19 protein-coding genes are annotated in these 25134 nt (G+C 73.3%); 12 read left to right on the forward strand and 7 right to left on the reverse strand.

Annotated features, from left to right (window positions below; genetic code table 11):
* Positions 1-99: 99 nt before the first annotated feature.
* The gene (locus ACZ4UV_RS44685) at positions 100-318 is read right to left on the reverse strand and encodes a hypothetical protein (RefSeq protein WP_403476407.1); all 219 of its coding nucleotides are present in this window, start codon (positions 316-318) and stop codon (positions 100-102) included.
* Between ACZ4UV_RS44685 and ACZ4UV_RS44690 the strand changes: the two genes are divergently transcribed.
* The 3 genes from ACZ4UV_RS44690 to ACZ4UV_RS44700 are packed head-to-tail and all read left to right on the forward strand — an operon-like array spanning position 220 to position 3400.
* The gene (locus ACZ4UV_RS44690; RefSeq protein WP_390047869.1) at positions 220-1350 is read left to right on the forward strand and encodes a glycosyltransferase family 4 protein; all 1131 of its coding nucleotides are present in this window, start codon (positions 220-222) and stop codon (positions 1348-1350) included. The two genes, ACZ4UV_RS44685 and ACZ4UV_RS44690, sit on opposite strands and share 99 nt — an antisense overlap.
* The gene (locus ACZ4UV_RS44695; RefSeq protein WP_390047867.1) at positions 1347-2552 is read left to right on the forward strand and encodes a glycosyltransferase; all 1206 of its coding nucleotides are present in this window, start codon (positions 1347-1349) and stop codon (positions 2550-2552) included. Before ACZ4UV_RS44690 ends, ACZ4UV_RS44695 begins: the two co-directional genes overlap by 4 nt.
* Positions 2549-3400 carry an SGNH/GDSL hydrolase family protein gene (locus ACZ4UV_RS44700; RefSeq protein ID WP_351492284.1) on the forward strand — a complete coding sequence of 284 codons (852 nt, stop codon included), beginning with the start codon at positions 2549-2551 and terminating at the stop codon, positions 3398-3400. Before ACZ4UV_RS44695 ends, ACZ4UV_RS44700 begins: the two co-directional genes overlap by 4 nt.
* 51 nt (positions 3401-3451) lie before the next feature.
* Here the strand turns inward: ACZ4UV_RS44700 and ACZ4UV_RS44705 are convergent, their stop codons facing one another.
* The 5 genes from ACZ4UV_RS44705 to ACZ4UV_RS44725 all read right to left on the reverse strand — a co-directional run bounded on the left by ACZ4UV_RS44705 (position 3452) and on the right by ACZ4UV_RS44725 (position 7982).
* Entirely contained in the window at positions 3452-4321 is an 870-nt protein-coding gene (locus tag ACZ4UV_RS44705; RefSeq protein WP_467846413.1) for a 5-oxoprolinase subunit C family protein, read from the reverse strand.
* Positions 4318-4935, reverse strand: coding sequence for a 5-oxoprolinase subunit B family protein (locus ACZ4UV_RS44710; RefSeq protein WP_451016574.1), 618 nt, complete (start codon positions 4933-4935; stop codon positions 4318-4320). Before ACZ4UV_RS44710 ends, ACZ4UV_RS44705 begins: the two co-directional genes overlap by 4 nt.
* Before the next feature lie 104 nt (positions 4936-5039).
* Positions 5040-5798: a LamB/YcsF family protein gene (locus tag ACZ4UV_RS44715; protein WP_467846416.1), complete on the reverse strand. Its 759-nt coding sequence runs from the start codon at positions 5796-5798 to the stop codon at positions 5040-5042.
* 19 nt (positions 5799-5817) lie between these two features.
* On the reverse strand, positions 5818-6666 hold the full coding sequence (locus ACZ4UV_RS44720; RefSeq protein ID WP_467846421.1) for a putative hydro-lyase: 849 nt from the start codon (positions 6664-6666) through the stop codon (positions 5818-5820).
* Entirely contained in the window at positions 6663-7982 is a 1320-nt protein-coding gene (locus ACZ4UV_RS44725) for an MFS transporter (protein ID WP_467846425.1), read from the reverse strand. Before ACZ4UV_RS44725 ends, ACZ4UV_RS44720 begins: the two co-directional genes overlap by 4 nt.
* Before the next feature lie 174 nt (positions 7983-8156).
* Here ACZ4UV_RS44725 and ACZ4UV_RS44730 point away from each other — a divergent pair, with 174 nt between their 5' ends.
* The 4 genes from ACZ4UV_RS44730 to ACZ4UV_RS44745 all read left to right on the forward strand — a co-directional run bounded on the left by ACZ4UV_RS44730 (position 8157) and on the right by ACZ4UV_RS44745 (position 16233).
* Complete coding sequence (locus ACZ4UV_RS44730) at positions 8157-8852, forward strand: GntR family transcriptional regulator (RefSeq protein ID WP_451016564.1); 696 nt, start codon at positions 8157-8159, stop codon at positions 8850-8852.
* A 175-nt stretch (positions 8853-9027) separates the two neighbouring features.
* Positions 9028-10557: a hypothetical protein gene (locus ACZ4UV_RS44735; protein WP_451016563.1), complete on the forward strand. Its 1530-nt coding sequence runs from the start codon at positions 9028-9030 to the stop codon at positions 10555-10557.
* Between the two features lie 133 nt (positions 10558-10690).
* Entirely contained in the window at positions 10691-11560 is an 870-nt protein-coding gene (locus tag ACZ4UV_RS44740) for a hypothetical protein (RefSeq protein WP_467846436.1), read from the forward strand.
* 62 nt (positions 11561-11622) lie between these two features.
* On the forward strand, positions 11623-16233 hold the full coding sequence (locus ACZ4UV_RS44745) for a hypothetical protein (RefSeq protein WP_451016561.1): 4611 nt from the start codon (positions 11623-11625) through the stop codon (positions 16231-16233).
* Positions 16234-16266: 33 nt separating this feature from the next.
* On the opposite strand, the gene ACZ4UV_RS44750 is transcribed toward ACZ4UV_RS44745, so the two are convergent.
* The gene (locus tag ACZ4UV_RS44750) at positions 16267-16737 is read right to left on the reverse strand and encodes a hypothetical protein (protein WP_390047853.1); all 471 of its coding nucleotides are present in this window, start codon (positions 16735-16737) and stop codon (positions 16267-16269) included.
* Between the two features lie 443 nt (positions 16738-17180).
* On the opposite strand from ACZ4UV_RS44750, the gene ACZ4UV_RS44755 reads away from it, so the two are divergent.
* From ACZ4UV_RS44755 to ACZ4UV_RS44775, 5 genes are read left to right on the forward strand one after another with little or no spacing between them, the layout of a single operon-like run.
* Complete coding sequence (locus tag ACZ4UV_RS44755) at positions 17181-20015, forward strand: sensor histidine kinase (protein ID WP_467846447.1); 2835 nt, start codon at positions 17181-17183, stop codon at positions 20013-20015.
* A complete protein-coding gene (locus ACZ4UV_RS44760) occupies positions 20012-20446 on the forward strand; it encodes a roadblock/LC7 domain-containing protein (RefSeq protein ID WP_293993347.1) in 435 nt (144 codons plus the stop codon). Before ACZ4UV_RS44755 ends, ACZ4UV_RS44760 begins: the two co-directional genes overlap by 4 nt.
* 9 nt (positions 20447-20455) lie before the next feature.
* Complete coding sequence (locus tag ACZ4UV_RS44765; RefSeq protein ID WP_467846451.1) at positions 20456-20851, forward strand: DUF742 domain-containing protein; 396 nt, start codon at positions 20456-20458, stop codon at positions 20849-20851.
* Between the two features lie 24 nt (positions 20852-20875).
* Positions 20876-24511, forward strand: coding sequence for a hydantoinase B/oxoprolinase family protein (locus ACZ4UV_RS44770; RefSeq protein ID WP_467846457.1), 3636 nt, complete (start codon positions 20876-20878; stop codon positions 24509-24511).
* Complete coding sequence (locus ACZ4UV_RS44775) at positions 24492-25097, forward strand: GTP-binding protein (protein ID WP_390047846.1); 606 nt, start codon at positions 24492-24494, stop codon at positions 25095-25097. The genes ACZ4UV_RS44770 and ACZ4UV_RS44775 overlap by 20 nt, the downstream gene beginning before the upstream one ends.
* Positions 25098-25134: the final 37 nt, after the last annotated feature.

Raw genomic sequence — 25134 nt, forward strand, 5'->3', positions numbered from 1 at the left:
GCAACCGGCAACTGTTTCACCACGGGAACCACGGGGGATCCCGTACACGTTCCATACGCGGACGACCGCCCGCCGGGTGAACAACCGGTGACCGTCCGGTCAGCCGGGCATGGACGCCGGTTGGCCCGCTCGGGTGTGCAGGGCAACGCTCATGGGACGTTTAACAATCGGAAAGATCCACTTTGACGCGGCCACGTCCAGCGCGGCGACAACACCGGTATGCGTGTCGTCATCGTGACCGAATCCTTTCCCCCCGATGTGAACGGCGTGGCCCACTGCGCGCTCCAGACCGCCCGACACCTCGTCGATCGCGGTCACGCTCCCCTCGTCGTCGCTCCGGCTCCCGCCCCCGGAAACAGGCTCGCCGCGGCCGCCGCGCCCTGCCCTGTCGTCCACGTCCCCTCCCTTCCGCTCCCGGGCTATCCCCAGGTCCGCGTGGCTCTCCCCAGCCGCAAGCTCGCCGCCGCCCTGATCGAGCACCGCCCCGACGTGGTGCACCTGGCCAGCCCCTTCATCCTCGGCGTCCGCGGCATGGCCGCCGCCGCCCGGCTCGGCATCCCGGCCGTCGCCGTCTACCAGACCGACCTGGCCGGATACGCCCGCACCTACGTGGGCGCCGGCGAGGCCGCCGCTTGGCGGCGGATCCGGTCCGTGCACGGCGCCGCCGACCGCACCCTCGCCCCGTCCACCGCCTCGATCAGCGACCTGGAGGCGCACGGCGTGCCCCGGATCCAGTTGTGGCAGCGCGGCGTGGACACCGTCCGCTTCCGTCCCGAGTTCCGCGACGAGGCCCTGCGCCGCGAGATCGCCCCGAACGGCGAGGTCATCGTCGGCTACGTCGGCCGTCTCGCCCCCGAGAAGCAGGTCGAACTCCTCGCCGGGGTCTGCGGCCTGGAGGGAGTGAAGGTCGTGATCGTGGGCGACGGACCCGCCCAGGCCCACCTCACCGAGGCGCTGCCCGGCGCGGTCTTCCTCGGCCGCCGCACCGGCGACGACCTCGCCCGGATCTTCGCCTCGTTCGACGTCTTCGCGCACACCGGCCCCTTCGAGACGTTCTGCCAGACCGTCCAGGAGGCCATGGCCAGCGGCGTCCCGGTCGTCGCACCCGCCGTCGGCGGCCCGATCGACCTGGTCGACCACGGCCGCACCGGGTTCCTGGTCCCGCCGCGCGACGCCGGTGCCGTCCGGGAGGCGGTGGCCTCGCTCGTCGCCGACCCCGGGATGCGGGCCGCGTTCGGCCACGCGGCGCGTACCACGGTCGAGGGCCGCACCTGGGCCGCCGTCGGCGACCAGCTGATCGGCCACTACGAGGACGTGCTCGCGGCGCGCCGACCGGTGGTGGCGGCATGAGCGTCACCTCGCCCGGCCCGCTGCGCATCGTCCGGCTGGCCAACTTCGTCGCCCCCGCCTCCGGCGGTCTGCGCACCGCCCTGCGCGAACTCGGCAAGGGCTTCGTGGCGGCCGGGCACGAGTCGGTCCTGATCGTGCCGGGGGAGCGCTATTCGGACCGGGACGAGGAGCAGGGCCGCGTCATCACGCTGCCCGGCCCGCTGCTGCCCGGCACCGGCGGCTACCGCGTCCTCGTCGACAAGAAGCGGGTGCAGACCCTCCTGGAGCACCTCGCCCCGGACCGCCTGGAGGTGTCCGACCGCACCACCCTGCGCTGGACCGGCCGCTGGGCCCGGCGCGCCCGGGTCCCCGCCGTGATGGTCTCCCACGAGACCGCCGACGGGGTCCTGCGCACCTGGGGCATGTCCGAGAACATGTCCCGGCGCACCGCGGACGCGCTCAACATCCGTACGGCGCACACCTACGCGCGCGTGGTGTGCACCACCGAGTTCGCCGAGCGCGAGTTCATCCGCATCGGCGCCCGCAACGTCGTACGTGCCCCCCTGGGCGTCGACCTGGTGGGCCGCCACCCCTCGCTGCGCGACCTCGACCTGCGGGCCCGGTACGCGCGCGAGGACGAGGCACTGCTCGTCATGTGCTCGCGGCTGTCCGTGGAGAAGCGGCCCGGCACCGCCATCGACGCAGTGGAGGCGCTGGTACGGCGCGGCCGCCGGGTGATCCTGGTCGTGGCCGGCGACGGGCCGCTGCGGGAGCGGCTGGAGCAGCGGGTGCGGGAGCGCAGGCTGCCGGTCACCTTCCTGGGGCACGTCTCCGACCGGGACAGCCTGGGCGCGCTGCAGGCGTCCGCCGACGTCGCCCTGGCGCCGGGACCCGCGGAGACGTTCGGGCTCGCCGCCCTGGAGGCCATGGCCTGCGGGACGCCCGTGGTCGCCAGCGCCTCCTCCGCGCTCCCCGAGGTGATCGGAGCCGCCGGGGCCACCGCGGCCGACCGCGGCGAGGCGTTCGCCGACGCCGTGGAGATGCTCCTGGAGCGGCCCGCCGCCGCACGCCGGGAAACCGCACGCGCGCGTGCGGAGTGCTTCGGCTGGGGAACGGCGGTGGAGGCGTTCCTCGCCGCGCACGACGCGCCGGTGCTGTTCCGTCGTGACGAGAGCGGAACGACGGCACCGGTCCGTCGTGTCGTGCCGGAGGGCGTGGCATGAGAGCGGTTCGTTTCGTGGCGCTCGGGGACTCGCTGACCGAGGGCGTGGGCGACCCCGCCGGCGACGGGTGGCGCGGCTGGGCCGCGCTGCTGGCCGGCGGACTCGCCGCGAAGGAGGTGGAGTTCACCAACCTCGCGGTCAGCGGGGCGCAGACCCGGGACGTGCTGGAACGCCAGACCCCGGCCGCGCTGGAACTGCGTCCCGACATCGTCGCCGTCGTCATAGGCGTCAACGACACCCTGCGCTGCACGTTCGACATCCACGCGGTGGCCGAACGGCTCGACAAGGTCTACGCGGCCCTGACCGAGCAGGGCGCGACCCTGCTCACGGCGTGCCTGCCCGACCCCGGTGCGATGTGGGGACTCCCGGGCGCCCTGGCCCGCCCGCTGGCCCGCCGGGGGCGTGCGGTCAACGCGGTGGTGCACGCCCTGTCCGAGCGGTACGGGGCCGTCCACCTGCACGCGTCGGAGGGCGCCTGGCTCACCGACCGCGAGATGTGGAGCGCGGACCGGCTGCACCCGTGCGAGCGCGGGCACCGGCAGCTCGCCGTCCGCTTCCACGCCCTGCTCGCCCCGCTGGGCATGGCGACGGGGACGGCGCCGTCCCCCGAGCCCGAGTACCCGCCGCCGACGAAGAAGGCGAGTCTCCTCTGGCTGGCCACGGCCGGCACCGCCTGGGTGATCAGGCGCTGCCGCGACCTGCTGCCCCAGCTGCTGCGGCTGGCCGTCGACGAGATGCGGCACCGCCGCAGGGGCACCAGCGCCCGCCTGGACCTGAGCGCGTCCGCCGCGGTCTCCGCCGCGCTGGCCGCCCTCCAGCCGCCGGAGCGGCCCGCCGACGCCGCGTGAGGACGACGAGGTCATACGGACGACGGCACCGGGCGAGGCCGCCCCGGCGGGTCAGCGACGGCGCACGGCCACGAAGCGGACCGGGATGCCCGGGACCGCCTGGCCCGCCGCCGGGAGGTCGGCGGCGCGGACCACCGCGATCACCGGATATCCGCCGGTGGTCGGATGGTCGGCCAGGAACACCACGGGACGGCCGTCCGGCGGTACCTGCACGGCACCGAGGACCATGCCCTCGCTGGGGAGTTCACCGGTACGGGCCCGTTCCAGGGCGGGCCCTTCCGTGCGCAGCCCGATGCGGTTGCTCGCCGACGACACGCGGTACGCGCGCGAGGTGAACGCCCGGACGGCCTCCGGCGTGAACCAGCCGGCCCGCGGGCCCAGCGTCACCGGCAGCACGAGCTCCGCCGGCGGGGACGGCTGCGGTACGACGTCCACGCGCGCGTGCGGTCCCACGGGTGCGCCCACCGGCAGCACCGTGCCGTCCGCCAGCGGCGCGGGACCGAGCCCGGAGAGCAGGTCGGTGGACCGGCTGCCGAGCACCGGCTCCACGGCGATCCCACCGGAGACGGCCACGTAACTCCGTACGCCGGAGCGGGCCGTGCCCACGTCCAGCAGTTCCCCGGCCGGAACCACGACGGGCGCGCCCCAGGCCGCCGGACGCCCGCCCACCGTGACGGAGCACGGCGCGCCGCCGACCGCCACCACGACCGTCGAACGCGGCCGCACGGCACACCCGTTGAGCGTCGTCTCCAGCACGGCCGCGTCCGGTGCGTTCCCGGTCAGCCGGTTGACGAGCGCCGCGGCGGGTGCGTCGAGTGCCCCGGAGCGGGGCACCCCCAGGTGCGCGTGTCCGGGCCGCCCCCGGTCCTGCACGGTGGTCAGCGCACCGGCCCGTACGACGACGAGCGCACGGTCGGTCATACGTCCCCCACCGGCACGAACCGCACGCGCGTCCCCGGCGTCAGCAGCGCGGCCGGTACGCGCGCGTGGTCCCACAGCACCGCCTCCGTCGTCCCGATCAACTGCCAGCCTCCCGGCGAGGAACGCGGGTACACACCGGTGTACGGCCCGGCCAGCGCCACCGCGCCCGCGGGCACGGCGGTGCGCGGGGTGGCCCGGCGCGGCACGTCGTAGCGGGCGGGCAGCCCGGTGAGGTAGCCGAAGCCGGGCGCGAAGCCGCAGAAGGCGACCGTGAACTCGGCGCCCGAGTGGATGCGGGCCACCTCCCGCTCGGGAACCCGCCAGTGGGCGGCGACCTCGGCGAGGTCCGGGCCGTCGTAGCGCACGGGCAGCTCGATCGCCGCACGCGTGCGTGGGGGAGCGGGCGGGACCACGGCGGTGGCCAGTTCGGCGGCCAGGCCGGCCGGGTCGTCGAGGCCGTCGAGCAGGACCGTGCGGGCCGCGGGCACAATCTCGCGGACCCTCAGCGAGCCGTCCGCGCGGCGGCGCAGCAACTCGGTGTGCAGGGCCTGGGCCTGTGCGCCGGAGCCGACCTCGACGAGGAGGGCGTCGTCGCCGACCGGGTGGACCGTCAGGGGCGTGGCTTCGGGCGTGGCCTCCCGCGGGCTCGTGCTCACGTTCACGCTTGCGCCCACGTTCGTGCCCGTGCTCACGCCCACGTTCGTGCTTGTGCTCGTGCTCATGCGAAGGCCGCCACGGTCACGCCCGCCGCCGTGAGCCGCGCACGCACCCTGCGCGCCAGTTCCACGGCGCCCGGGGTGTCGCCGTGCAGACAGAGCGAGCGGGCGCGCACCGCGATGCGCGTGCCGGAGTGCGAGGTGACCGCGCCGGAGCGCGCCAGTTCCACCGAGCGCTCCATGACCGCCTCCGGGTCGCTCACCACCGCGCCCTCCCGCCCGCGCGGGACAAGCGTTCCTTCGTCGGTGTACGCGCGGTCCGCGAAGGCCTCCGTGACCGTCGGCAGCCCCGCCTTTCCCGCCAGCGCGAGCAGTCGAGAACCGGGCAGTCCCAGGACGGGCAGCGACGCGTCCGCGAGAAGCACGCCGTCGACCACCGCGGCGGCCTGCTCCTCGTCGTGCACGACCCGGTTGTAGAGCGCGCCGTGCGGCTTCACGTACGCCACACGTGCGCCGGCGGCCCGGGCGAAGACCTCCAGGGCGCCGATCTGGTAGGCCACCTCGGCCGCCAGCTCGGCGGGCGGCACGTCCATCGCGCGCCGCCCGAACCCCGCCAGGTCCCGGTAGGACACCTGGGCGCCGATCGTCACCCCGCGCCCGGCCGCCAGCTCGCACACCCGCCGCATGGTCGCCGCGTCCCCGGCGTGGAAGCCGCAGGCCACATTGGCGCTGGTCACGACGGACAGCAGCTGCTCGTCGTCGGTGAGCCGCCAGCGGCCGAAGCCCTCGCCCAGGTCGGCGTTCAGGTCGATCGAGGTCATGGATGCGCTGTCTCTCCTGTCAGGCCACGCGGTACTGCTCGTCGCGGGCGTCGCTGATGAACATCTGACCCGGCGCGTGTGTGATGGCGAACGGCGGCCGGGAGGCCATGACCGCCGCCTGCGGAGTCACCCCGCAGGCCCAGAAGACCGGGATGTCGTCCGGGGCGGCGTCCACCGGGTCGCCGAAGTCGGGCCGGCCGAGATCGGCGATGCCGAGCGCGGAGGGATCGCCGCAGTGTACGGGCCCGCCGTGCACCGCCGGGAGCAGACTGCTCTCCCGGATCGCGGTCGACAGATGCTGCGGCGGGACCGGGCGCATGGACACCACCATCGGCCCGCGCAGCCGTCCCGCCGGGCGGCACGGCCGGGTGGTCACGTACATGGGCACGTTCCGGCCCTGCTCGACATGGCGTATCGGCACCCCGGCACCGGCCAGCGCCCACTCGAACGTGAAGCTGCACCCGAGCAGGAACGACACCAGGTCGTCCCGCCAGTACGCGCGCACGTCCGTCGGCTCGTCCACCAACTCCCCGTCCCGCCACACCCGGTAGCGCGGCAGGTCGGTGCGCAGGTCCGCGCCCTCCGCCAGTTCGGTGCCGGTCGCACCGGCGTCGGTGACGTCGAGCACCGGACAGGGCTTCGGATTGCGCTGGCAGAACAGCAGCATGTCGTACGCCCAGTCGGCGGGCACCGAGATCAGGTTTGCCTGCGTGTGGCCGGCCGATACCCCGGCCGTGGGGCCGGTGAGGCCCTCCCGGAAACGGGCCCGGGCGCTTCTCGGGCTCCACGCGTGCGCGTGCTCGTCGACGAGGACGACCGGGCGGTCCTCCGTGGCCAGAGCGAGAACGTGGTCTTCCGCAGTGTTCACGCCAGTTCCTTTCCGCGCGTCTCCGGCAGTCCGAACAGGGCCAGGGCCGCGAGCGCGTAACCGGCCGCGCCGAAGACCAGCGCGCCACCCACGCCCCAGCTGTCGGCCAGGAAGCCCACCAGGGTCGGGAAGACCGCGCCCACCGCGCGGCCCGCGTTGTACGTGAAGCCCTGGCCGGTGCCGCGCACCGCCGTCGGGTACAGCTCGCTCAGGTACGAACCGAAGCCGCTGAAGATCGCCGACATGCAGAAGCCGAGCGGGAAACCGAGCACCAGGAGCAACGTGTCGGCGCCGCCGGGGATGTTCGCGTACGCCAGCACGCAGACCGCCGACAGCACCGCGAACAGCCAGATGTTGCGGCGCCTGCCCAGCCGGTCGGTGAGGTAGCCGCCGGTGAGGTAGCCGAGGAACGCTCCCGAGATCAGGAAGGTCAGGTAGCCGCCGGTACCGACGACCGACAGGCCGCGCTCGGTCTTCAGGTACGTCGGGATCCAGGTGGCCAGCGTGTAGTAGCCGCCCTGGACACCCGTGGACAGCAGGCCCGCGAAGACCGTGGTGCGCAGCAGACCGGGGGCGTCGGCCGTGCCCGGCCGGAAGATGGCGGCGAACGAGCCGCGCTGCGGGCTCTGTTCGCGTTCCGCGACCGCCTGCGGGGCGTCGTGCACCCGGCGGCGCAGCCACACCACGAGGAGCGCGGGCAGCGCGCCGGTCCAGAACATCACCCGCCAGGCCAGGTCGTCGCCGACGAACGAGAAGACCAGCGTGTACACGATCGCGGCGAGCGCCCAGCCGACGGCCCAGGAGCTCTGGACGGCGCCCAGCGTGCGGCCGCGGTGGCGGGCGCTCGCGTACTCGGCGACCAGGATCGCGCCGACCGCCCACTCGCCGCCGAAGCCGAGGCCCTGGAGCGCGCGGAACACCAGCAGGGTCTCGTAGTTGGGTGCGAAGCCGCAGGCCACGGTGAAGACCGCGTAGGTGATCACCGTGATCATCAGCGCGCGGACCCGGCCGACCCGGTCCGCGAACACGCCCGCCGCGGCGCCGCCGACCGCGGAGACCACCAGGGTGACGGTGGTGAACAGGCCGGTCTGGCCGCTGTCCAGGCCGAAGTACGCCGCGAGCGCGACCATGCTCAGCGGCAGGGTGAAGTAGTCGTACGAATCCAGGGCATATCCGCCGAAAGCTCCGGCGAACGCACGCCGGCCGTGCGGACCTAGGGCGCGCAGCCAGCCGAACGCGCCGTCCTCGGCGGTGCGTTCACCCCTGCCCGGATGCGTGTCGGACGGCAGGGCCTGCGGTGGAGGAGTCGTGCTCATGGGCACCTCGCAGATGAGGGACGGAGGGTGCGGGGACTGAGCAGTGCGGGGCCGTACCAACGGCCGCTTCGACGGCCGTACGAAGGTGAGCGTGATGAGCACCGTAGAGGATCGTTCAACGATCCTTCAATACCCACGTTGTTTCGTTCCTGTGTCTGCGGTTGAATTCCGGGCATGGCAGAGCAGCTGACGGGACTGGCCGACGACCGCGCCCTCCTCGGGCGGACCAGCACCGCGGAACGGGTCTCCGACATCCTCAGGAGCCGCATCGCCGACGGTTACTTCCCGCCAGGCACCCGCCTGTCGGAGGACGGCATCGGCGGTGCACTCGGTGTCTCGCGCAACACCCTGCGCGAGGCGTTCCGGCTGCTCACCCACGAGCGCCTGCTGGTCCACGAACTCAACCGGGGCGTCTTCGTCCGGGTCCTGACCGTGGAGGACGTCGAGGACATCTACCGCACCCGCGCCCTCGTCGAGTGCGCCGTCGTGCGCGGCCTCGGCGACCCGCCGTACGCCCTGGAGAGCCTGTCGGCGGCGGTCACCGCGGGACGGTCGGCGGCCGCAGCGGATGACTGGAAAGCAGTGGGTACGGCCAACATCCACTTCCACCGGGAACTGGTCGCCCTGGCCGCCAGCGAACGCACCGACGAACTGATGCGCAGCGTCTTCGCGGAACTCCGCCTCGCCTTCCACGTGGTCGACGACCCCCGCGCCCTGCACGAGCCGTACCTGGCCCGCAACCGGGAGATCCTCGAGTCGCTCCAGGACGGTGACAGGCGCGGGGCGGAACGCCTGCTTGAGACCTACCTCACGGACTCCCTGGAACGAGTGGTGGAGGTCTACCGACGCCGAGTGGACAGCGCCCCGTAAGTCTGGGCGCCCCGCAAGGTTCTGCGCCCCGTCAGGGGCGCTGGGGGTAGGAACCGCGCGACCAGCCACAGACGACCCGCACTCTGACACACCACCTGCAGTTACCCGGCGCTCCCGGCGGAGCCGCTCCGCGTCGTTTGGGCCGATGTCAGACCCAGGACCTAGTCTGTGCACCGTGACTTCGCCTGCATCGACGGACAACGTGCCGCCCCAGCTCAGCGCGGGGCCGCGCCCCGCACCGGGCCCGGCCGCCGACGAGGGGCTGGCGCGCCGGCTGCGCGCGCTCGCCTGCACGGCGCCGCTGCACGACCTCGACGCACGCAAGGCGAACCTGGCCGGCGAGTACTCGGTGTACGGCATGGCCGAGGTGGCCCTCTCCGCCATCGACCTGGTCACCCTGAACATGGACTTCGACACCGGTGCCGACCACGAGCAGATCGTCGCCCGGCTGATCCCGCGCATCTCCGCCCAGACCCCGCACCGCCCCGTCGCCGAGCACGAGCGCGTGGCCCGCTGGGTCCTGGAGAACCTGATCAACGTCGGCAGCGTCGACCGCGGTTTCCGCGCGGTGTACGGCACCTTCGCGCCGGACGGCTCGTACGTCCGCCGGGACTACGACTTCAAGCTCATCGAGGAGGTGCCCGGCCCGGGGGGCACGGTGTACCTCCGGACCACCGACGAGGCGGTCAACGTCCTCGTCGGCGCCCTCGACACGGACGTCACCAGCGCCCAGATCGCCGCCGAGGTCAAGCTGGAGGTGCTGATCAACCGCGGCCGGCTCGCCGACGCCCAGCTCGCCGCGGAGCAGGCCCGCTACCGGACCGTGCAGTACTCGGAGAGCCTGCGCCGGGCCCTGGAGGCCACCCGGCGCAACGTCCGCGCGGTGGACTGGCTCAGCGCCGTCCCCGACATGATCGCCGAGGCCCTCGACCACGTCGCCGACCGGTACCGGCACGAGAACGCGATCCTCACCAACATCCGCAAGGCCCGCGACGAGACCGAGGAGCCCGAGAACAAGCGGCGCGCCGCCGAGCTCGTCGACATCGTCAAGGACTGCATCCGCCGGCACACCCAGTTGCAGTCACGGCTGCTGGAGGCGGGGCCGCTGTTCCGCGCCGAGCAGGACCGGCAGGCGTTCGCGACGCCCATGACGACGTCGGGGACGGACCTGTACGGGCACCTCCTCGCGCCGCTGCTCCCGCTGCCGCTGGAGCAGGCGAGCCGGGTCACGGGGGCGTTCTTCGCGCGCGGGACCGGGCTGCGGACGCCGGTGTCGGTGCGGGTCGGCGACCTCGTCGACATATTGCTGACGCCGCCGGTGGAGCGGGAGCACCTGGGTGCGGAGATGCCGGAGCCGGACCTCATCGCCACGCCGGACGACAGCCGGTTCAGCGAGGAGCAGCTGGCGGACGCCATGCGGCTGCTGGACCTTCCGGCCGACGCGCCGCGGCGGTTGTCGGGGCTGCTGGCGGAGGCGCGGCGCGTGGGGGGCGAGGATCTGGCGTACCTCGTTGCTCTCCTGGCGGTGCACGCTGCCAGCCCGGCTGTCGGTACCGCCTATCGGCAGGGCGAGGAGAAGCTGTTGTTCGCGGTGGACGACGGTACGGAGTTGGACGACCCCGGCTTCGGCGGTGCCGATCTCATCGTCGGGACGGCTCTGCTGGACGCGGTGGGGATGGCTGCGGATCGGACCGAGGCCGCGTGATGTCGTGTGCCGGGTGCGGGTCCGTTGTGGCTGGTCGCGCCCACGCGGCGGCAGTCGCAGATTCAGCACAGCCCCGCGCCCCTGAAGGGGCGCACCAGTGCGTCCCTGTTTTCAAGATCGAGGAGTTGTCGTTGTGAGCGAGTACGTCGAGGCTGAAGCGGCTGTCGCGTCGGCGAGTGCTGCCGTCACGCCCGCCGACGCCGCCGACGCGGCTCGGCTCGTCGCCTTCGGGCTGCAGCCCAAGCTGCAGCCCGCGCGTGATCAGGAGTACGCCGAGCTGCTGCGGCGCTATCGGCAGGACCCGCCGTTCGCGCGGCTCGCCGATGCCGTGGCCGCCGGTCTGGGGCTGGTGGTCCTCGAGGTGTCGCCCCGCGCGGGCATGGCCGTGACCGCCGCCGAGGACTCGGTGTTCGCCGTGCGCATGGGCGACTACGCGCGTCGTACGTCCGCGGACGGCAGCGACCGGTTCCTGCACGGCCTCGCCCACCTCGCCGTCGCCGCGCTGGCGTTTCCGCGCCCCGAGGACCTGGCCGACGACGGCTACATCGGGCGGATCACCGTCAACGGCGTCGACGCCTTCGTCCGGCAGGCCTGCCGGCGGCTGGAGGAGCGGGCCGAGGAGGCGGGAGAGAACACCGACCCGGCCACCGACGCGCCCGGGCTGGAGGCCGCCTGGCGGATCTGGGCCAGACGCAGCGCGACCGGCGCCACCAAGGACGCCCGCCGGCTGGCCGGTTCCACCACCGGCATCATCGGCAAGGCGGTCGTCTTCCTCACCGACTCCGGGTTCCTCCAGCGCACCGGCGACGACCAGGGCGGCACGTACCGCACGACGGCCCGCTACCAGCTCCAGGTACGGGACCTGGCCGGCAGCGCCGCCATGGCCGAGCTGCTGCAGCTCGGCGTCGTCCCGGTCACGGACGGCACGGCCAGCCTGCTGCCCGCGGACGCCACCGAGGATCTGGACCTGGTCGCCGACGCCGGTCTGCCGTTCCACTCCTGAGCCGTTCCCGAAGCCTTTCCGAGCCGTCACCACCCTCTTCCCACGTCTTACGAGAGTCCGCCATGTACGAGCTGTCCCGGGTCCGCCTCTACTCCATCGGGCCCGCCGGTGCGCGCTACGCCGACACCGTGCTGGACCTGCGCGGTGTGGGCGAGCCGGTGCCCGACCCCGCCCCCACCCAGGCGGAGTTCTTCGAGGAGGAGCCGGTCGGCCCGCCGCGCCGGCCCGCGCCCGCAGGCGTGCTCTTCCTGGAGAACGGCGGTGGCAAGTCGGTGCTGCTCAAGCTGATCTTCTCGGTGATGCTGCCGGGGCACCGGAACACCCTCGGTGGCGCGAGCTCGGGTGTGCTGCGCAAGTTCCTGCTCGCCGACGACTGCGGCCATGTCGCCCTGGAGTGGCAGCACACGCTCACCGGCGAGTGCGTGGTCGTCGGCAAGGCGAGCGAGTGGCGGGGGCGGCAGGTCTCCAACGACCCGCGGAAGTTCGCCGAGGCCTGGTACTCGTTCCGGCCCGGCCCCGGGCTCTCGCTGGACAATCTGCCGGTCGCCGAGTCCACCGCCGTACGGCAGCCCGTGGAGGGCACCTCCGGGGCCCAGGGGCGGCGGCGCACCATGAAGGGCTTCCGGGACGCCATCACCGAGGCGGGCAAGGCGTACCCGCACCTGGACGTGTACTGGGAGGAGATCCACGACCGCTGGATCGAGCACCTCGGCGACCTGGGCCTCGACCCCGAACTCTTCCGCTACCAGCGCGAGATGAACGCCGACGAGGGCGAGGCCGCCGGCCTGTTCGCGGTGAAGAAGGACTCGGACTTCACCGACCTGCTGCTGCGGGCCGTGACCGACACCCGGGACACCGACGGACTCGCCGACCTGGTCGGCGGCTTCGGCAACAAGCTCGGGCGGCGCGCCGAGCTGATCGCCGAACGGGACTTCACCGCCGGGTCGGTGGACCTGCTGGGGCGGATCGTGGAAGCCGCGGAGGCACGGTCACGCGCGCGTGACATCCACGCGGGCGCCGAACGCCGTACGCGTAACCTGGCGCGCCGGCTGTCCGCGCGAGGCGTGCAGGAGCGGGTGCGCGCCGCCGACCTCGCCCAGCGGGTCACGGCCGCCGCCTACGCCGTCACGCACACCGACGGCGCCCGCCAACGCAGCTCGCTGATCGCCGCCGAACTCGCCTACCGGCACGCCTCCCTGGCGCTCGCCGTCGGCGAGAAGTCCGCCGCCGCGCAGAAGCGCGAGCTGGCCGACGCACGCACCCTGCACTCGGCCTGGCAGGCCGCCGAGGCAGTGCTCCGCCACCGCGCGGCCGCCGACCGCGTCGCGCGGGTGGCCGCCGCCATCCAGGAGGCCGAGCGGGACGCGGCGCCGGCCCTCGCCGCCCGCGCCAAGGCCGCCGTCGCACTGGTCCGGGCCCTGCACGGGGCCGCCGAGAGCGCGGAGGCTCTCGCCAACGAGGAGGAGGAGCGGTCCGCCGCGCTCCAGGAGGCCAGCGACTGCGCGTACCGGGACTCGACCTCCGCCGCCACCGAGGCCCAGCGCGCCCGCAGCGAGTCCGGGCACCTCAGGCAGCGGCTCGGCGAGGTCGAGCAGGAGACCGCCGAGGCGGTCCGCGCGGGCTGGCTCGACGACAGCGCCCCGGACGCCGACCCGGCCAGGGCCGCCCTCGCGGCGAGCGACGCCGAGAAGACGGCCGTGGCCGCCTGGGACACCGCCCGTGAGGCCTCCCGCCGAGCGAGCGAGAACGCGCGAGAGGCGGCCTCCGCCGAGTCCCGCGCCGAACTCACCGCCGCCCGTGCGGCGGACGCCGCGACCGCGGCCGAGCGGACGTACGACGCCGAGAAGCGGCTGGCCGAGAGCCTCGCCGCGGAGGAGCGGCTCACCGAACTACTGGGCCTCACCGGCTCCCGCACCGCCATTCCGCGACCCCGCCACGAGGGCGGCGACGACCACCTCACGACCCTCGTGCCCGAGGAACTCGACCGGTTCGCGGACGAGTTGCGGGAGCTGCTCGACGACGCCGTCGGGTCCGCCGAGCGGCACCTGTTCGAGCTGCGCACCGCCGCCGCCGACGACTCCCGGATCCTCGGCGCCCTCGGCGACGGCGGACTGCTGCCGCCCGGCCCCGACGTGCTGGCCACCGTCGAGTTCCTCGGCGAGCACGGCATCCCCGCACTGCCGGGCTGGCGCTACCTCGCCCAGGCCGTCGACCCCGCCGACCACGCGCGCGTGCTGGCGGCCCGCCCCGAACTCGTCGACGGCGTCGTGATCACCGACCCCGACACGCACGCCCGTGCCCGCGAGGCGCTCAGCGAGGCGGCCCTGCTGCCCCGCTCGGCCGTGGCCGTCGGCACCGCCGCCGCCCTGCTCGCGCCCACCCCGGCCGCCGACGCCACCCCGGGCGACGTGTTCCTGGTACCGCCGAACCCGGCCATGCACGACGAGCACGCCGCCGACGAGGAGCGGCAGGCGCTGCGCGCGCGGGCCACCGAGCGGGACGAGGAGATCCGCATCCTCGCCGCACGGCTCGGCAAGGACCGCGAGCTGGCCGCACGGCTCGCCTCCTGGCGCACCGGCTGCCCGGCCGGGCGGCTCGTGGAGCTCGCGCAGGAGGCCCGGGACGCGCGGGTGTTCGCGGAGGAGTCCGAGGCCGAGCTGGCCGAGGCCCGGACCGGGCGGGCGGAGGCCGAGGAGGCCGCCGCCGAGGCCGCGCAGGTGCGCGACGAACGACAGGAGGCCGCCCAGCGGGCCCGGCGCGCGGCCGACGCCCTCGCCGGCCTCGCGTTCCGGCTGCGCGAGCGGGCCGGCTGGCAGGTCAGGTTGCGCGAACTCGCCGACGAGGCCACCGAGTCGGAGGCGCGCGCCCAGTCCTGCCTGGAGCGCGCCCGCGTCGCCGACGAGGACCGGCGCGCCGCCCAGCGCGCCGCCGACGACGCCCGCCGCACCGCCCGTGCGCTGCGCGCCGAGCGCTCCGAGATCGCCGGCGCCCCCGACGACATGCCCGAGACCGACGAGGACGCCCCGGGGTCCTCGTCCCCGCTGCCCGCCCTGCGCGAGGCCTACCGGGCCGCCTCGCAGGTGTACGAGAAGGTCGGTGTCGGCGCCGATCTGCGCGCCGAGCAGGCCCGTGCGGAGAGCGACGAGAGCGCCGCGCTCGCGGAGCTGGAGCGGCTGAGCAATAAGGTCCGCACCCGTGCGGAGCAGCTGCTGCAGTCGCCCGACGGCTCCGACGGGCCCTCCCGGCAGGCCGCCGCCGCCCGTGCCGAGGAACTGGTGCAGCTCCTGGAGACCCGCATGTCCACCGCGAGCGAGCAGCTCGGGCGGCTCCGCGGCGAGGCCGAGCGGCACGCTCCCGAGGACGGCGAGGCGCACACCGAGCTGCCCGAGGAGCTTCGGCCGCGCGACGCCGAGCACGCACAGGCACTGCTGCGCACGGCGACGGCCGAACTCGCCGCACGCACCGAGGCGCTGGCCCAGGCCAGGGAGGCGCACGCCGAGCTGCTGGACACGCACCGCGCGGCCGAGGACGCGGCGGGCGGCTTCGAGGAGATCGCCGCCATGCTCCGCGACCTGCTGCGCGAGCACACCGCCGACGAGGAGCAGGAGGAGCCCGAGCCGTACCCCGGCAGCCTGGAGGAGGCCCGGCAGTCCGCCGCCGAGGCCCGCAGGTCGCTGCGCGGCTGCGCCGGCGACCTGTCCGCCGCCGAGTCCGCCGTCCGTGAGGCGAGCGACGTCCTCGTACGGCACGCCAACGCCACCCGTTACGAGGCGGTGCGGACCCCCGCGCGCCAGCAGATCCGGGAACTGCCCGCCTCCGCGCTGCCCGAGCACGCCCAGAAGTGGGCGGACGCCTTCGCACCCCGGCTGCGGGTGCTGACCGACGAACTGTCCCAGCTGGAGCGGAACCGGGACTCGATCGTGGACCGGCTGCGGGGGCTCGTCGAGTCCGCGCTGGCGACCCTGCGCTCCGCCCAGCGACTCTCCCGGCTGCCCGAGGGGCTCGGCGAGTGGTCCGGGCAGGAGTTCCTCCGCATCCGCTTCGAGGAGCCCGACCAGGCCACGCTCACCGAGCGGCTCGGCGAGGTCGTCGACGAGGCGACCCGGGCCGCCGTGAAGAAGAACTCCGATCTGCGGCGGGACGGAATGTCCCTGCTGCTGCGGGGAGTCGCGGCCGCCCTTCAGCCGAAGGGCGTCGCCGTGGAGATCCTCAAGCCGGACGCGGTACTGCGCGCCGAGCGGGTGCCGGTGGGGCAGATGGGGGACGTGTTCTCCGGCGGGCAGCTGCTGACCGCCGCCATCGCCCTGTACTGCACGATGGCCGCACTGCGCTCCAACGACCGGGGACGGGACAAGCATCGGCACGCGGGGACGCTGTTCCTCGACAACCCCATCGGGCGCGCCAACGCGACGTACCTGCTGGAGCTCCAGCGGGCCGTGTCGGACGCGCTGGGCGTGCAACTGCTGTACACGACCGGGCTGTTCGACACGACGGCACTGGCCGAGTTCCCGCTGGTCATCCGGTTGCGGAACGACGCGGACCTGCGGGCCGGCCTCAAGTACATCAGCGTGGAGGAACATCTCCGGCCCGGGCTGCCGCAGCAGCCGCAGGCCGGAGAGGCCGTGCACAGCGAGATCACCGCCACGCGGATGTTCAAGAAGCCGTCAGCCTGACGGTCGGTCCCCTCAGGCACCGGGTGCGCGGCCTCAGGGGTGCGTCAGCTGCCCCGCCTGGCCGCCCCGCCGCCGTATCCGCTCCTGCTCGCGCTCGGCGGCCCGCTGCTGCCGCCGGGCCGCGCGCCGCTCGCGGCGGAGCGTGCGGGCGGTGCTGCTCGGCTCCGAGACCACGCCGTAGCGCTGGTTCCACACCTGACGGGTCACCAGGACGTCGACCGCGCTCCAGGTGGCCACCACCGTGCTCACCACGCTGCTGATCACCATCGGGAACGCCAGCCAGGACTCCGCCATCGTGCAGAAGAACGCCACCATGGCCAGTATCAGCGTGACAGCGATGATGATCACCGACCGCACCGCCGAAGTCCGCACCGGATCCGGCATCCGGTACCGCTTGGCAGGCTCCTCGATCCACAACGTCCGGTACTGCGCCTGCTGTTGCCGCACCGTCGAGTGCGTCGCCGCGCCGTCCTCGGACGCCGCCAGCCGCTCAGCCGTCCCCATCAACGTGTCACTCCCCACCGCCGACAAGCCCTCGCACCGGTGTCCGACGACCCCGGCTCCCCAGTGGCTGCCCGGCTTGCGCTGTTTTACGCCGCCCGGATGCGAGATGCGGCTCCTGTGGCCGAATCCGCACGCATCACCTGTCTACAAGGACGAACGAACTCGCCCGATGATTCCCAACCAGGGAAAAATTCCGGCCAACTGATCCTTCGTGCCGTTCCCGCCCCACTCGCGTGAAGTCGACTGAAGTCGGCGCGATCGCGGTGGCAATCTCCCGCAATGACCGGACAACTCGTCCTGTGTGTCCGCCATGTCTGCGCACCGAGGCGGAAGTTCACCGTCCGGACAGTTCTTCGAGTTATCCCTGTGACGGTAGTAGGCTCGCGCCGTTTGTTGACGTACATGTGTACCCCCGGCCGGTGGGGGTCGAGCTGGGGGAGGCCATGCGCTTTCGCGGGAAGTCCATCCGCCGGAAGATCGTGGCGCTGCTTCTCGTGCCGCTGGTGTCCCTGACGGCCGTCTGGGGATTCGCGGCCGTGGTCACGGGACGCGAGGTCACCCACCTGTTCCAGGTGTCGGCGATCGTCGAGGATCTCGGCTACCCCACCGAGGACGCGGTCCGCGCCCTCCAGCAGGAGCGCCGGCAGACCCTGGTCTATCTCGCCGACCCACGCGCCTCCGACGCGCTCACCGCCCTGGACCGCACACGCGCCGCCACCGACGAGACCGTGGCCAGGCTCCGCAAGAACGCCGGGGAACAGCACGTACGCGACGGCCTGGACGCGGACGACAGCGACCGCCTCACCGCCGAACTCGACGGCCTCGACGGCATCGCCCCCCTGCGCCGCAGCGTTGAGCAGGGCACCGTGGACCGCGCCCAGGCCCTGAGTCTCTACAACGCCGTCGTCGAGCCCTGCTACGCGCTGCTCGGCTCCCTCGACGGGATCGACGACGTCGAGATGGACAAGCAGGCCCGCGCCCTCGTCAACATCACCCGCGCCCGTGAGCTCGTCTCCCGCGAGGACGCCCTGCTCGGCTCCGCCCTGGTGGTCGGGAAGGTCTCCCCGGAGGAGACCCGCGAGGTCTCCGACCTCATCGCCCAGCGCACCCTCCTCTACGACATCAGCCTCCCGCTGCTGCCGGCCGGCGAACGCGACCGCTTCGACCGCTTCTGGCGGGGCGCCACCACCGCCCCGCTGCTGGCCGCCGAGAAGTCCGTCCTCGCCGCCGGGTCCGGCACACCGAACGACGTCAGCGCCAAGAGCTGGGACGCCACCGCGGGCACGGTGCTCGGCGAACTGCGCACCCTCGACGACCAGGTCGGCGACCGCTTCCAGGACCGCGTCCAGCCCGTCTCGGTCACCGTGATCGCCCAGGCGGCCGTCGTCGGCGTCCTCGGTCTGGTCGCCGTGCTGTTCTCGCTGATCGTGTCGGTCCGCGTGGGCCGCGGCCTCATCCGCGACCTGCGGTCGCTCGGCCAGGAGGCGCACGAGGCGTCCGGGGTCCGGCTGCCGAGCGTGATGCGCCGGCTGTCCGCGGGCGAACAGGTCGACGTGGAGACCGAGGTCCCGCGCCTGGAGTACGACAAGAACGAGATCGGTGAGGTCGGCCAGGCACTCAACACCCTGCAGCGCGCCGCCGTCGAGGCCGCCGTCAAGCAGGCCGAGCTGCGCGCCGGTGTCTCCGAGGTCTTCGTCAACCTCGCCCGCCGCAGTCAGGTCCTGCTGCACAAGCAGCTCACCCTGCTCGACACCATGGAGCGCAGGACCGAGGACACCGACGAACTCGCCGACCTCTTCCGCCTCGACCACCTCACCACCCGTATGCGCCGGCATGCCGAGGGCCTGGTCATCCTCTCCGGCGCCGCGCCCTCGCGGCAGTGGCGCCGGCCCGTCCAGCTGATGGACGTGGTGCGCGCGGCCGTGGCCGAGGTCGAGGACTACGAGCGCATCGAGGTCCGCCGGCTGCCCCGCGTCGCCGTCACCGGCCCCGCCGTCGCCGACCTCACCCACCTCGTGGCCGAGCTCCTGGAGAACGCCACGGTGTTCTCGCCGCCGCACACCGCCGTGCAGGTTCTCGGCGAACGCGTCGCCAACGGCTTCACCCTGGAGATCCACGACCGGGGTCTCGGCATGGCGGCCGAGGCGCTCCTCGACGCCAACCTGCGGCTCGCCGAGACGCCCGAGTTCGAGCTCTCCGACACCGACCGGCTAGGCCTGTTCGTGGTCAGCCGCCTCGCCCAGCGTCAGAACGTCCGTGTCTCGCTCCAGCCGTCCCCCTACGGCGGCACCACCGCCGTCGTCTTCATCCCCGACGTACTGCTGACCGACGACGTCCCGGACACCAACGGCGTCGGCTTCCGCCTCGACCGCAGCCGCCAGACCAGGGAGGCCGAACCAGAGGAGAGCCGCGCCGCCTCCCTGGCCCAGGTGCCGGGGCAGCGCCCCGGACTGCCGGCCGCACTGCTGGACGGCCCGGTCGAGCTGGAGGCACCCGTCGACCTGGACGCGCTGGGCGACTTCCCGGGCGCCCTCACCGACGACGACAGCGAGCGCGGCGGCCTGTTCCGCCCCCGCCGCTCGCTCGCCGACGCCGACGACGCCCCCACGCCATCCGTGACCGACCTCCACCACCCGGCCAGCGAGACCGCCGACCGCTTCGGCGACGAGCACCCCGGCGGCCCCGTGCCACTGCCCGCACGGCGTACGCCCAAGCTGGTCAGCTCGCACGGCAAGCCGGTCACCGAGCAGCGCTCCCGCCGCGTCGACCCGGACGAGCGCGACCCGGCCGACCAGGGCCGCCCCGAACCGGGCGGACTCGCCCCGCTGCCCTCCCGCCGCCGCACCGACCCGTCCGCCCGCCGCGCCATCGGCCCGGCCGACCACGTCGAGGAAGGCACCGCGCCCCGGGCCGGAGGCCCGGACGAACCCTCGGGCCCCCCTGCCCTGCCCCAGCGCACCCGCCGCTCCGCGACCGCCTCCGGCAGCGGCACCGAAGACTCCGTCCCGCCCCTCGGCAGCACACCCCCGGAGGCCGCGTCCGGCACCCGGCCGCTGCCCAAGCGGGTACGGCAGGCCAACCTGGCCCCACAGCTGCGACAGGAACCCGCACCATCCGCCACGCGCGAGCCGGAACTCGTCGAGCGTGATGCCGACGAGGTCCGCAGCCGCATGGGCTCGCTCCAGCGCGGCTGGCAGCGCGGCCGTGCGGAGAACGCCGAGGGCGACGGCTCCCGGGACAGCACAGCACAAGGAACGACTAAGGGGGACGGTCGATGACCGATCCGAAGGCGACCGGCCACACGGCGACGAACAAGGGCGAGCTGAACTGGCTGCTGGACGACCTCGTGGACCGGGTCGCCAGCATCCGCAAGGCCGTCGTGCTCTCCGGCGACGGCCTGCCCACCGGCGTCTCCAAGGACCTCACCAGAGAGGACAGCGAGCACCTGGCCGCCGTGGCCTCCGGCTTCCACAGCCTCGCCAAGGGCGTGGGCCGGCACTTCGAGGCGGGCAGCGTCCGGCAGACCGTCGTCGAGCTCGACGACGCCTTCCTGTTCGTCACGGCCGCCGGCGACGGCAGCTGCCTCGCCGTCCTCTCCGACGCCGACTCCGACGTCGGCCAGGTCGCATACGAGATGACGCTCCTGGTCAAGAGGGTCGGCGTACATCTGGGGTCCGCTCCGCGCACCGATCTGCCCTCGGGCGGGTAGTGGGATGACATGAGCGGAGACGGTCAGGGAAGAAGCCACTGGTTCGACGACGAGGCCGGACCGGTCGTCCGTCCGTACGCCATGACACGCGGCCGCACCACCAGTGCGGCCCAGCACCGGCTCGACCTGATCGCGGTGGTCGTCACGGAGCCGCACGCGGACGACCCGGACGACGACCGGACGCTGTCCCCGGAGCACGTGGACATCGTCGAGCTCTGCCGCAACGCCCCGCAGTCGGTCGCCGAGCTGGCCTCGGAACTCGATCTGCCCATCGGCGTGGTCCGGGTCCTCATCGGCGACCTGGTCGACGGGGAACTCGTCCACGTCAACCGGCCGGTACCCCCGGCCGAGCTGGTGGACGAGAGTATTCTGCGCGACGTGATCAACGGCCTCCGGGCGCTGTGACCGGCGCGGAAGCGGAGTAGTGACGTGACAGGCTGGCAGTTCTGGGTCGACCGCGGCGGTACGTTCACCGACGTCGTCGCACGGCGCCCGGACGGCCGCCTGCTCACCCACAAACTGCTCTCCGACAACCCCGCGCGATACTCCGACGCTGCCGTGGCCGCCGTGCACGAGCTCCTCGACGGCTCCGGCGCCCCCGTCGAAGCCGTCCGGATGGGCACCACGGTCGCAACCAACGCGCTTCTCGAACGCAAGGGCGAGCGCACCCTCCTCGTCATCACCCGCGGCTTCCGCGACGCCCTGCGCATCGCCTACCAGAACCGCCCCCACATCTTCGCCCGCCGCATCGACCTGCCCGAGCTGCTGTACGAACGGGTCGTCGAGGCCGACGAGCGGATCGCCGCCGACGGCACCGTGCTGCGCGCACCGGACCTGGACGCCCTGGCGGGCCCGCTCCAGGAGGCGTACGACGACGGGATCCGCGCGGTCGCCGTCGTCTGCATGCACAGCCACCTGCACCCCGCCCACGAACAGGCGATCGGTGAGCTGGCCGCCTCGACCGGCTTCCCGCAGATCTCGCTGTCCAGCGAGGTCAGCCCCCTGATGAAGCTCGTCCCACGCGGTGACACCGCCGTCGTCGACGCCTACCTGTCGCCCGTGCTGCGCCGCTACGTCCGCCATGTCGCCGACGAACTCGAAGGCGTACGGCTGATGTTCATGCAGTCCAACGGCGGGCTCGCCGAGGCCGGGCAGTTCCGCGGCAAGGACGCCGTCCTCTCCGGCCCGGCCGGCGGGATCGTCGGCATGGCCCGGATGTCGCAGCTCGCCGGCTTCGACCGGGTCATCGGCTTCGACATGGGCGGCACCTCCACCGACGTCTCCCACTTCGCGGGCGGCTACGAACGGGTCTTCACCACCCAGATCGCGGGCGTCCGGCTGCGCGCCCCCATGCTGGACATCCACACCGTCGCCGCGGGCGGCGGCTCGGTACTGCACTTCGACGGCTCCCGCTACCGCGTCGGTCCGGACTCGGCCGGCGCCGACCCCGGACCGGCCTGCTACCGGGGCGGCGGCCCACTGGCCGTCACCGACGCCAACGTCATGCTCGGCCGGATCCAGCCGGCCCACTTCCCCCAGGTCTTCGGCCCTGGCGGGGACCAGCCGCTGGACGCCGGCCTCGTGCGCGACCGCTTCACCGAGCTCGCCCGGGAGATCCGCGAGCAGACCGGCGACGACCGCACCCCCGAACAGGTCGCCGAGGGCTACCTGAGCATCGCGGTGGCCAACATCGCCAACGCCGTGAAGCGGATCTCCGTCCAGAAGGGCCACGACGTCACCCGCTACGCCCTCACCACCTTCGGCGGGGCCGGCGGTCAGCACGCGTGCATGGTCGCCGACTCGCTCGGCATTCGCACCGTCCTGGTGCCGCCCATGGCGGGGGTCCTGTCCGCGCTCGGCATCGGGCTCGCCGACACCACCGCCATGCGCGAGCAGTCCGTCGAGGCGCCCCTGGAGCCCGCCGCCATGGCCGGCATCCGCAAGACCGCCGACGACCTGGAGGCCGGGGCCCGCGCCGAACTCCTCGCCGAGGACGTCCAGGAGGACCGCGTCGAAGTCACCCGCCGCGCCCAGCTCCGCTACGACGGCACCGACACCACCCTCACCGTCGAGCTCACGGAGCCCGATGCGATGAAACAGGCCTTCGAAGAACGTCATCGCGCCACGTACTCCTTCACGCTCGACCGCCCGGTCGTCGTCGAAGCGCTCTCCGTGGAAGCCACCGGCATCACCCAACCCCCCGATCTCTCCGCCCTCGCCCCTTACGAGGGCACTCCCGCCGCCCCGGAGACCGTCCGTCTCCACACCGGCGGCGCCTGGCGCGACGTACCCCTCCACCGTCGCGAGGACCTGCCCTCCGGCGAATCCGTCACCGGCCCGGCGATCATCACCGAGTCCAGTGCCACGACCGTCGTCGACGACGGCTGGCGGGCCGCGGCGACCGACGACGGGCATCTGGTCATGGAACGCGCGACGGTCACGCAGAGTTCCGATCTCGACACGGAAGCCGACCCGGTCCTGCTCGAGGTCTTCAACAACCTCTTCATGTCGATCGCCGAACAGATGGGCGCCCGCCTGGAGTCGACGGCCCAGTCCGTCAACATCAAGGAACGTCTCGACTTCTCCTGCGCCCTGTTCGACCCGGACGGGAACCTGGTGGCCAACGCCCCGCACATCCCCGTCCACCTGGGCTCCATGGGCACCAGCGTCAAAGAGGTCATCCGCCGCCGCGGCACCTCGATGAGCCCCGGCGACACCTACGCCGTCAACGACCCGTACCACGGCGGCACCCACCTGCCCGACGTCACCGTGATCACACCCGTCTTCGCCACGGAGGGTGACCGGATCCTCTTCTACGTCGCCTCCCGCGGCCACCACGCCGAGATCGGCGGCATCGCACCGGGCTCGATGCCGGCGAACAGCCGCACCATCGACGAGGAGGGCGTCCTCTTCGACAACTGGCTGCTCGCCGAGAACGGCCGGTTCCGGGAGACCGAGACGCACCGGCTGCTGGCCGGGGCCCGCTATCCCTCCCGCAACATCCCTACCAACCTCGCCGACCTGCGCGCCCAGATCGCCGCCAACCACAAAGGCGTCGACGAAGTCGGCAAGATGATCGAGGAGTTCGGCCTGGACGTCGTCCAGGCCTACATGCGGCACGTCCAGGACAACGCCGAGGAAGCGGTCCGCCGGGTGATCGACGCCCTTGACGACGGCGCGTACGCCTACGAGACCGACTCCGGCGCGGTCATCCGGGTACGCGTGCGCGTGGACCGCGACAACCGGCGCGCCACCATCGACTTCAGCGGCACCTCGGCCCAGCTGGCCACCAACTTCAACGCCCCGTTCGCCGTCGTCAACGCGGCCGTACTGTACGTCTTCCGCACCCTCGTCGCCGACGACATCCCGCTCAACGACGGCTGCCTGCGCCCGCTCGACATCGTTGTGCCGCCCGGTTCGATGCTCGCCCCCGAACCGCCGGCCGCCGTGGTCGCGGGCAACGTCGAGACCTCGCAGGCCATCACCGGTGCCCTCTACGCGGCGCTCGGCGTCCAGGCCGAGGGCTCCGGGACCATGAACAACGTCACCTTCGGCAACGAACGCCACCAGTACTACGAGACCGTCGCCTCCGGTTCCGGAGCCGGTGACGGATTCCGCGGCGCGAGCGTCGTACAGACCCACATGACCAACTCCCGGCTCACCGACCCGGAGATCCTGGAGTGGCGGCTGCCCGTCCGCCTCGACGAGTTCGCCGTACGGGCGGGCAGTGGCGGCGCGGGCCGCTGGCCCGGCGGGGACGGCGCGGTCCGCCGCGTCCGCTTCCTCGAACCCATGACCGTCTCGACCCTCTCCCAGCACCGCCGCGTGCCGCCGTACGGCATGGCCGGGGGCGAACCCGGCGCACTCGGCGCCAACCGGGTGGAGCGGGCCGACGGCACGGTCACCGAACTCGGCGGCAGCGATGCCGCGGACGTCGGCCCCGACGACGTACTCGTCGTCGAAACCCCGGGTGGCGGCGGATACGGACGCCCGGCACCCGGCACCCGAACCCTCCATCGACCCCAGCAAGCAGGAGAAGAAAACGATGATCTTCGGGCGATCTGAGCGCGGCAAGCCCCCGGTCGAGCCCGTCACGCTCAAGATCCTCGTGGCCGGAGGCTTCGGCGTGGGCAAGACGACCCTGGTCGGCGCGGTCAGCGAGATCCGGCCGCTGCGTACCGAGGAGCTGCTCACCGAGGCGGGGCGGCCGGTCGACGACACCTCCGGCGTCGAGGGCAAGCACACCACCACCGTCGCCATGGACTTCGGCCGCATCACCCTGCGCGAGGACCTGGTGCTCTACCTGTTCGGCACGCCCGGGCAGGAGCGGTTCTGGTTCATGTGGGACGAGCTGGCCGAGGGCGCGCTGGGAGCCGTCGTGCTCGCCGACACGCGCCGGCTGGAGGACTGCTTCGCCGCCGTCGACTATTTCGAGCGGCGTTCCATACCCTTCCTCGTCGGCGTCAACTGCTTCGAGGACGCGGCCCGCTATCCGGTGGAGTCCGTCCGCAAGGCCCTCGACCTCGATCCGGACGTACCGGTCGTGCTCTGCGACGCCCGGGACCGCGAGTCGGTCAAGGAGGTGCTCATCGGCGTGGTCCGGCACGCGATGGCGTACGCGGCGGCCCACCGGCAGGCCGTCACCACCTGAACGGCGGCGGCACGGCCCGTACCCCCGCCGACCGGGG

It is taken from the genome of Streptomyces sp. NPDC028289, from assembly GCF_055565975.1.